Origin of the sequence: Streptomyces sp. NPDC056835, assembly GCF_042789485.1 — a bacterium.
Classification (GTDB): Bacteria; Actinomycetota; Actinomycetes; order Streptomycetales; family Streptomycetaceae; genus Streptomyces.
In genome coordinates, this window is record NZ_JBHUBB010000001.1 from 438,074 (window position 1) to 447,241 (window position 9,168).

Consider the following 9,168-nt stretch of genomic DNA (forward strand, 5'->3'; position numbering starts at 1 on the left):
CCGCTGAGCAGGCCGAATTCTCGTGGACAACAAGCGAGTTGTGGATAACTCGGTCACCCCTACGAGTGGTCACACCCCCACCGAAGTGGTCACATCCCCGCCGAAGTGGTCACATCCCCGCCGAAGTGGTCACACCCCCGCCGAGCCGCGACCGGCCGCCGAGCCGCCGCCCGGCCGCCCCAGTCAGCGCGGGGAGATCACAGCCCCCAGCAGCCCCGGCCCGGTATGCGCCCCGATCACCGCGCCCACCTCGCTGACATGCAGATCCACCAGCCCCGGCACCCGCTCACGCAGCCGCTCGGCCAGCGTCAACGCCCTTTCGGGTGCGGCCAGATGGTGCACGGCGATGTCCACCTCGCTCGTGCCCGCCCGTTCGGCGACGATCTCCTCCAGCCGCGCGATCGCCTTCGACGCCGTACGCACCTTCTCCAGCAGCTCGATACGCCCGCCGTCCAGTTGGAGCAGCGGCTTCACCGCGAGCGCGGAGCCCAGCAGCGCCTGGGCGGCGCCGATCCGGCCGCCCCGCCGCAGATAGTCCAGCGTGTCCACATAGAAGTACGCGGAGGTCCCGGCGGCCCGCTTCTCGGCGGCGGCCACCGCCTCGTCGAGCGTGCCGTCCCCCTCCACCGCCTCGGCCGCCGCCAGCGCGCAGAACCCGAGCGCCATCGCCACCATGCCGGTGTCCACCACACGTACCGGCACGGGCGCGTCCTTCGCCGCGAGCACGGCGGCGTCGTACGTCCCGGAGAACTCGGCCGACAGATGAAGGGAGACGATCCCGGTCGCACCGGCTTCCGCCGCCTCGCGGTACGCGGCGGCGAAGACATCCGGGCTCGGCCGGGACGTGGTCACGGAGCGTCGCTTCTGAAGCGCCACGGCGAGCGAACGCGCCGAGATCTCCGTGCCCTCCTCCAGCGCGCGGTCGCCCAGCACGACGGTCAGCGGCACCGCTGTGATGCCGTGCCGCTCCATCGTCTGCGGCGGCAGGTAGGCCGTGGAATCGGTGACGATCGCGACATGGCGGGACATGAGCGGGAGGTTACCCGTCATCGCCCATGGTCGGCAGCCCGCCCCCATGTCAGTGATCGTTTCCGCCTCCGCACATGCCGTGATCCCGCATCGGACCGTGGTCCCGGACGGGCAGCCGTCCGTGGCCCCGCACCATCAGTCCGTGGCCCCGCACCATCAGTCCATGGCCCCGGACCACCAAGTCACGGTCTCGGACTGTCAAGTCGTCGTCTCGGGCCTGGTCCGCCCGGGCGCCTTCTGCCAGGGATACGTCTGCTGCCGCCGAGGATCGGGCGGCTCGATCGCCTCCGGCCCGCCCTGGTCGCCGGTCGCGGGGCCGGCCCGCTCCGCCCCGGCGGCCCCGGCCCCGGAGCCCTCCGGCTCCGGCCACACCATCGGCTCCCGCTCCGGCCGTTCCTCCGCCGTCGACCAGTGCCGGAGCGCCCCCGACTCCACATCGATCTGCGCGCTCAGCGACGACAGGTCGTCCTCCGCGAACTTCCGGGCCCGGTCCCGCGCCGCCCAGCGCAGTGAGTCCGCCGCGTGCGTGATCCGTTCCGTACGCTCGCGCACATCCTGAAGCCGCTCCGCGACCCTCACCCGGTCCGGATCCCGCTCCAGCTGCCGCAGCTCGTCGTCCAGCTCATGGCCGTGCGCGCTCAGCCGCTGGAAGAGCTCGATCGACTCCGACAGCGAGGCGTCCTCCGCCACACCGGACTGGAGCGCGTCCTGCGTCGACCGCATCGAGGTCCGCAGACTCAGCCGCAGCTGCGCCAGCTCCCCCGCCGCGCCCGTCTGACCGATGCTTCTGGCGCGCAGCGTGGTGTCCTCGACGGTCCGGCGGGCCTGCGAGATCGTACGGTCCACGCTCCGCTTGGCCGCGCGCACCGCCTTCACGCTCACAAACACTCCCAGCGCCACAAAGGCGACGAAGAGCAGCGCCACGATCAGGATCACGACGTCCATGGGCGCCCCTTCGCGTTCGGGTCATGTTCGGAGCGGCTTTCCGCGGGCCGCTTCCTCCACCGTAAACGCAACAGGCAGGCCGAGGGTTCCGTAGGAAACCCTCAACCTGCCCGTAGGGGAAAGCCCTGTGCCCGCGAAGCGGCACCAAAGGCGCCCACCGACCGAGATAACGCCCGGAAACACCGGGAGCACCGAGGTGCTACGCCCAGGAACTACGCGGGAACGATGTTCACCAGCTTCGGCGCCCGCACGATCACCTTCCGGATGCCCCCGCCGTCCAGCGCCGCGACCACCGCCGCGTCCCCCAGCGCCAGCGCCTCCAGCTCCTCGTCCGAGATCGACGGGGAGACCTCCAGCCGCGCCTTGACCTTGCCCTTGATCTGCACCACGCAGGTCACGGTCTCGTCGACCACATACGCCGGGTCCGCGACCGGGAAGTCCTGGTGCACCACCGAGTCGGAGTGGCCCAGCCTGCGCCACAGCTCCTCGGCGATATGCGGGGCCAGCGGCGCGACCAGCAGCACCAGCCGCTCGGCGACCGAGCGCGGGACCGGGCCGTCCGTCTTGGTCAGGTGGTTGTTCAGCTCGGTCATCTTCGCGATGGCCGTGTTGAACCGCAGCCCCGCCATGTCCTGCGAGACCCCGTCGATCGCCTTGTGCAGCGCGCGCAGCGTGTCCTCGTCGATGTCGGCGTCCGCCGTGTCCACGACGGTGACCTCGCCGGTCGTCTCGTCCACCACATTGCGCCACAACCGCTGCAGCAGCCGGTACTGGCCGACGACCGCGCGGGTGTCCCACGGCCGCGAGACATCCAGCGGGCCCATGGCCATCTCGTACAGCCGCAGCGTGTCCGCGCCGTACTCGGCGCAGATCTCGTCCGGAGTGACCGCGTTCTTCAGGGACTTGCCCATCTTGCCCAGGACGCGGCTGACCTTCGCGCCCTGGTACCAGTGCGCGCCGTCCCGCTCCTCGACCTCGGCGGCCGGCACCGCGATGCCACGGCTGTCCCGGTAGACGAACGCCTGGATCATGCCCTGGTTGTACAGCTTGTGGAACGGCTCGACCGAGGAGATGTGCCCCAGGTCGAATAGCACCTTGGACCAGAAACGCGCGTACAGCAGATGCAGTACGGCGTGCTCCTGACCACCCACGTACAGATCGACACCGCCGTGCGGCTGCCCTTCGCGGGGGCCCATCCAGTACTGCTCGATGGCCGGGTCGACCAGCTTCTCGCTGTTGTGCGGGTCCAGGTAGCGCAGCTCGTACCAGCACGAACCGGCCCAGTTCGGCATGGTGTTGGTCTCCCGGCGGTAGCGCTTGACGCCCTCGCCCTGCCCCAGGTCCAGCTCGACATCGACCCAGTCCGCGTTCCGTGACAGCGGCGTCTCCGGCTGCGTGTCCGCGTCGTCCGGGTCAAACGTGCGTGGCGAGTAGTCGTCGACCTCCGGCAGCTCCAGCGGCAGCATCGACTCGGGCAGGGCGTGCGCCGTGCCGTCCTCGTCGTAGACGATCGGGAACGGCTCGCCCCAGTACCGCTGCCGGCTGAACAGCCAGTCGCGCAGCCGGAAGTTGACGGTCCCCTCGCCGATACCGCGCGCGGCCAGCCACTCCGTGATCCGCGTCTTGGCCTCGGTGACGCCCAGACCGTCCAGCGAGATGTCCTCGCCGGCCGAGTTGATGAGACGCGCGTCGTACGAGGCGAACGCGTCGTCCCACTCGGCGGGGTCGGTGGAACGGCCGTCCGAGGGCTCGACCACACAGCGCATCGGCAGCTCGAAGGCGCGCGCGAACGCGAAGTCACGGCTGTCGTGCGCCGGTACGGCCATGATCGCGCCTGTGCCGTACCCCATCAGCACATAGTCGGCGATGAAGACGGGTACGCGGTCACCGCTGACCGGGTTGGTGGCGTACACGCCGGTGAAGACACCGGTCTTGTCCTTCGCCTCGGCCTGCCGCTCGACGTCGGACTTCGACGCCGCCTGCTTGCGGTACGCGTCGACGGCCTCGGCGGGGGTGGCGTGGCCCCCCGTCCATACGTCGTGCGTGCCCTCGGGCCAGGCGGCCGGAACGACCTTCTCGACCAGGTCGTGCTCCGGCGCCAGCACCATGTACGTGGCGCCGAACAGCGTGTCCTGGCGCGTGGTGAAGACGGTGATGGCGTCCATGTGACCGTCGTCACCGACATGGACGGGGAAGTCGACGCGCGCGCCCTCGCTGCGCCCGATCCAGTTGCGCTGCTGCAGCTTGATGGCCTCGGGCCAGTCCAGCGCGTCCAGATCGTTCAGCAGCCGGTCCGCGTAGGCGGTGATCCGCATGTTCCACTGGCGCAGCTTCGCCTTGAACACGGGGAAGTTGCCGCGCTCGGAGCGGCCGTCCGCGGTGACTTCCTCATTGGCCAGGACGGTGCCCAGGCCGGGAGCCCAGTTGACCGGTGCGTCGGAGGCGTACGCCAGCCGGTACTCGCCCAGGACATCGGCGCGCTCAGCAGCGTTCAGCGCGCTCCAGGGGCGCCCGTCGGGCGTCGTGCGCTCCCCGCTCTCGAACTGCGCCACCAGCGCCTCGATCGGGCGCGCCTTGTCCGCGTCCTTGTCGTACCAGGAGTTGAAGATCTGTACGAAGATCCACTGGGTCCACTTGTAGTAGTCCGGGTCGATGGTCGCCACGGACCGGCGCTTGTCGTGGCCCAGACCCAGTCGGCGCAGCTGGACCTTCATGTTGTCCATGGCCGCCTCGGTCGACACGCGGGGGTGCGTGCCGGTGGCGACCGCGTGCTGCTCGGCCGGCAGGCCGAAGGCGTCGAAACCCAGCGTGTGCAGCACGTTGTGCCCGGTCATGCGCTGGTGGCGGGCGAACGCGTCGGTGGCGATATAGCCCAGGGGATGACCGACGTGCAGCCCCGTGCCCGACGGGTACGGGAACATGTCCATGATGAACTTCTTGGGCTTCGCGACCAGCTCCGGGTCGCCGGCCAGATCACCCGTGGGGTTCGGCGCCTCGTACGTGCCCTCGGCGTCCCAGAAGTCCTGCCAGCGTGCCTCGATGTCGGCGGCCATGGCCGCCGTGTAGCGGTGCGGCGCCACGGGCTCGGCGGCAGCGGAATTCGTCTCGCTCATGATTCTCTGAAGCTCCATCGATCGTCTCTGCCAGCGGATTCGGCCGTGCCATTCGGCGAATGGTGGCGCCGGTCGGTGAACGAAAAAGCCCCTCACACAGGAGGGGACGCCGCGCTGATTCCGACCGGATCTCTGTCATCCGTCGGGACTGATCAGCGCGGCCCGCTAAGCAGAAGGCGTACGGCACGCATGGCGTCAGGGTACCGCAGCGTCCGACGGCCCGCACCGACGTATCACGCGGGGCCACCTCCGACCAAAGTCATGACCGAGGGGCGCCCCGGAGGGGGAGAGTCCGGGGAGACGGCGGGGAGGAGACGGGGAGGGCCCGGGGAGGGTGTGCGCAGAGCACGGGTGAGAGTGAGCGAAAGGGTTGACAGAAGGGCTTGACAGGGAAACGGCGTTGGGCATGTCGCGGGCCCCCGCGAAACCGCCGGGGCGAGCGCCGCACCCGGCTTACTCCGCGTATCAGCCCCTATCCGGGCAACCGCGGAGTCGGATAACTCACCTCTCCCCGGCTAAACCCGCAAACCCGGTACTGCCCGGTATGGCTCCACCTAGCATGCGGCCACGGGACCGCTTTCCCGAGCCATTCGGAGTTGCCCCCATGAACCCTCAACGCAAGCCCAGTTCATCGCTCAACCTGGATCCCGACAAGAGCCGGCAGATACAGGGCGGAGTATCCGTCGCCGCACTGGTACTGGTGCCGCTACTCGCCGTCGCGGGAGGTGACGATTTCCGTGACTTCCTCGATTTCGGCGCCGGCGTGCTGTCGCTGCTGTCCCTGTCCGGGGCCGTCGTCTGGGGCCTGATAGCCACCGACCGGTTATTGCTCTCCCCACGGCACCGGCTGCTGGCTCAAGGCGTCCACCGGGCGACCGCGGTGGCCTCGCTCGGCTTTCTGCTGCTGCATGTCACCGTCAAGGTGTCGCTCGGACATGTGGCGCTGATCGGCGCCCTGGTGCCGTTCGGCCTCGGTATCAACGGCGCCAACGGCCTCATCGGCTTCGGTTCGCTCGCCGGACTGCTGATGATCATCGCGGCCACGACCGGCGCGATGCGCAGCGCCTTCGCCCTCCCCGGCCGGTTCGCGGGGCGCTGGCGGGCGGTGCACATGCTGGCCTACCCGGCCTGGTGCTTCGCTCTGGTGCACGGCCTCTTCGCGGGCCGCCCCGCGGCCACCTATGTCACCACGCTGTACTGCCTCACCCTGGCCGGGGTGGCCGCCGCCGTGTCCGTACGGCTCTTCCCACGCCCGCTCAAGCGCCGGATCGCCGACAAGATCGTGTCGCTGACCGGCGCGAACGGGGTGAACGGGGTGAACGGAGTGAACGGAGTGAACGGAGTGAACGGCGCGAACGAGGCCGCCCATGAGACGGCGGAGACCGAGCCGTCCCGGCGCGATCCCGCCTCGGACCCGCTCCCGGGCGCGACGGGCGTTCCCCCGCGGCCCCGGTACACGGGGCGCCTCCAGCGCGAGCCCGCCGTGCCCGGCCCGTCGCTGGGAACGCCGCTCGACCCGCCCCGTACGCCGCCACGGCTCGCCGCCCCTTCCCCGCCGTTGTACGAGGCGCCCCGGCCTCCGGGCGATCCCTTCCCGGCCGTCGACCCCCTGGCCGACACCTTCATCGCCCCTCGCGCCGGCGCGTACCAGGGCCTCGGCGCCGATCCGCTGTCGGACACCGGTACGGGCATCTCCGCCGGCTACCGCGCGGTCTCGCTGGGGACGCCGGGGACCGAAGCCACCACGCGGATGCCGGTGCCGCCCCCGCCCCCGGAACCGCCCCCCGGCGGGATACCGCTCGCCGAGCGGATACCGATGACCGAGGAGATCCCGGTCGTCCCCGAAGAGCCCCCGGGCAGGACGGGCGGCTGGCCCGCCCCTTCCCCGCCCCGGCCGCCGCAGGCTTTCGCCCCGCCCGCACCGCCCCCGTACGACCCGCCCCCGTACGACGCGGGCCCCACCTCGGCCTACGGCCCGACGGGAGCCTCCCCGTACGGCACGGGCTCCTACGACACCGGTTCCGTCCCCGCGTACGGGACGGGCGTCGTTCCCCCGTACGACACCGGCCCCACCCCCGCCTACGACGGCGGGTCCTACGCCGGCGGGCCCTATACCGGGCAGGCGTCGGCGTTCCCCGGCCCGGCCACACCCGGCCCGGGCACACCCGGCCCGGCCTCCCCAGGGCAGGACACGCCCGGTCCCGCCGATCCGCCGCCCGGCCCCCTCTATCCGCCCCCGGCCGGGGAACCCTGGCACGCACCCGCAGGAGACCGACCGTGAACACCCCGCTCCCCGATGTCCCCGAAGTCCGTGTCGTCGGCCTCCCCCAGCTGACCCAGGGATTCGACCTGGTCGAACGCCTCGATCTGCCCATGCATCTCAAGGTGCACGGCCCGCTGGAGCCGATGACCGGCGAGCGGCTGGCACAGCTCGCCGAGAACATCTCCCTGACGGGCCGCGGCGGCGCCGGCTTCCCGTTCGGCAAGAAGCTGCGGGCGGTAGCCAAGGCCGCGATCCGCCGCGGCGTACGGCCGGTCGTCGTGATCAACGGCAGCGAGGGCGAGCCCCCCTGCCGCAAGGACACGGTCCTGATCAACCGAGCCCCGCATCTCATACTCGACGGCGCGCTGCTGGCCGCCGAGGCGCTTGGCGCCCGCACCCTGGTCGTCGCCGTCACCCGCAACTCCACCGAGGTCTCGATCCGCGCGGCCCTCGCCGAACGCGGACTGTCCGACCGGCGCGGCCAGGCGCTGCGCGCGCGGGTGATCCGTACCCCCGAGCGCATGGTCTCGGGCGAGGCCTCGTCCGTGATCCGTGCCATCGGCGGCGGGCCCGCCCTGCCGCCCGGCCGCCGCGAGCGCGCCGCCGAGTCCGGGGTGGCCGGTCTTCCGACGCTGCTGTCGAACGCCGAGACCTTCGCCCAGCTGGCCGTCGCCGCCCGTATCGGCGCCCGCCGTTACGGTCACACCGGGCTCGACAGCGAGCCGGGCACGGTCCTGCTCACCATTTCCGGCGCGGTCGCCCGTCCCATGGTGGTCGAGGCGCCGTCGGGGGTGCCGCTGCGGTACGTCCTCCAGATGGCCGGCGCCCCGCCGATGCCCCAGGGCGTGCTGACCGGCGGCTACCACGGCAACTGGATCGACGCGATGGCCGCCCATGAGGCCGTCATCTCCAAGGAGTCCTTCGCGTCCTTCGGCGGCGCGCTGGGCGCGGGCGCGATTCTGCCGATCGGCCCCGAGACCTGTCCGCTGGGTGAGGCGCTACGGGTCGCCAACTGGCTGGCGGCCGAGACGGCGGGGCAGTGCGGCCCCTGCAAGCTCGGGCTGCCCGCGGCGGCGGGCGGCCTCTCCGATGTCATCAACGGCGGCGGCCAGGCCGCGCTGGAGGCGCTGCGCGCGGTGACCCAGGCGGTCAAGGGCCGGGGCGCCTGCAAGCACCCCGACGGTTCCGCGCGGTTCTTCGCCTCCACCCTGTCGGCGTTCACCGACGACCTCGCCGCGCATGTGCTGGACGGCGGCTGCGGGCGCGAGACGACGGGGGTGCTGCCGCTGCCGGGACCGGGCTACCAGGAGGCGGAGGAGTCCATTCCGAGCGGGGAGAAGCTCGCGGTGGACTGGACGCTGTGCCAGGGCCACGGTCTCTGCGCGGACATCGTCCCCGAGCTGATCCGGATGGGACCCGACGGCTATCCGGCGCTCGCGGACGCGTCGGTTCCGATGCATCTGCGCGGGCGTGCGCAGCGCGCGGTGCGCCGCTGCCCCGCGCTCGCGCTCCGTATCGAACAGCCCGCGCCGGTGCGCCCCGAACGGTCCGCGCGCGCGGCGCTGCCGCCCAGCGGAGGCCGCAAGGCCCTGGGCCCCGGGCGCGGTTGAGACATACGGCCGGCGGGTGCCCACCACGGGCGCCCGCCGGCCCACGGCCCCATGGACACAAGTGCACAGCGGACAGCACACAGCACACAGACGAGAAGCGGGGGGGGCCCGGGGGGGGGGGCGGGCGCGGGACGCCAAGCCGGAAGAGGGGTTGGGGGGGGGGGGCGGCACTGCGGTGGGGGGCAGGTGGGTTGTCGTCGGGCGCGCG

At 71.7% G+C, this 9,168-nt stretch carries 5 protein-coding genes; 2 read left to right on the plus strand and 3 right to left on the minus strand.

Features of this window, described 5'->3' with window-relative positions:
- Positions 1 to 183: 183 nt before the first annotated feature.
- The 3 genes from ACFRMN_RS02000 to leuS form a co-directional block, all read right to left on the minus strand.
- The gene (locus ACFRMN_RS02000; RefSeq protein WP_383011789.1) at positions 184 to 1,029 is read right to left on the minus strand and encodes a DegV family protein; all 846 of its coding nucleotides are present in this window, start codon (positions 1,027 to 1,029) and stop codon (positions 184 to 186) included.
- Positions 1,030 to 1,227: 198 nt separating this feature from the next.
- Entirely contained in the window at positions 1,228 to 1,974 is a 747-nt protein-coding gene (locus ACFRMN_RS02005) for a hypothetical protein (protein ID WP_383011792.1), read from the minus strand.
- A gap of 212 nt (positions 1,975 to 2,186) precedes the next feature.
- Positions 2,187 to 5,087: a leucine--tRNA ligase gene (leuS, locus tag ACFRMN_RS02010; protein ID WP_383011795.1), complete on the minus strand. Its 2,901-nt coding sequence runs from the start codon at positions 5,085 to 5,087 to the stop codon at positions 2,187 to 2,189.
- 604 nt (positions 5,088 to 5,691) lie between these two features.
- On the opposite strand from leuS, the gene ACFRMN_RS02015 reads away from it, so the two are divergent.
- Together ACFRMN_RS02015 and ACFRMN_RS02020 are read left to right on the plus strand one after the other, a co-directional pair.
- Positions 5,692 to 7,368 (plus strand): hypothetical protein, encoded by a 1,677-nt coding sequence (locus ACFRMN_RS02015; protein WP_383011798.1) that lies wholly within the window; start codon positions 5,692 to 5,694, stop codon positions 7,366 to 7,368.
- Positions 7,365 to 8,960 carry an NADH-ubiquinone oxidoreductase-F iron-sulfur binding region domain-containing protein gene (locus tag ACFRMN_RS02020; RefSeq protein WP_383011800.1) on the plus strand — a complete coding sequence of 532 codons (1,596 nt, stop codon included), beginning with the start codon at positions 7,365 to 7,367 and terminating at the stop codon, positions 8,958 to 8,960. Before ACFRMN_RS02015 ends, ACFRMN_RS02020 begins: the two co-directional genes overlap by 4 nt.
- Positions 8,961 to 9,168: the final 208 nt, after the last annotated feature.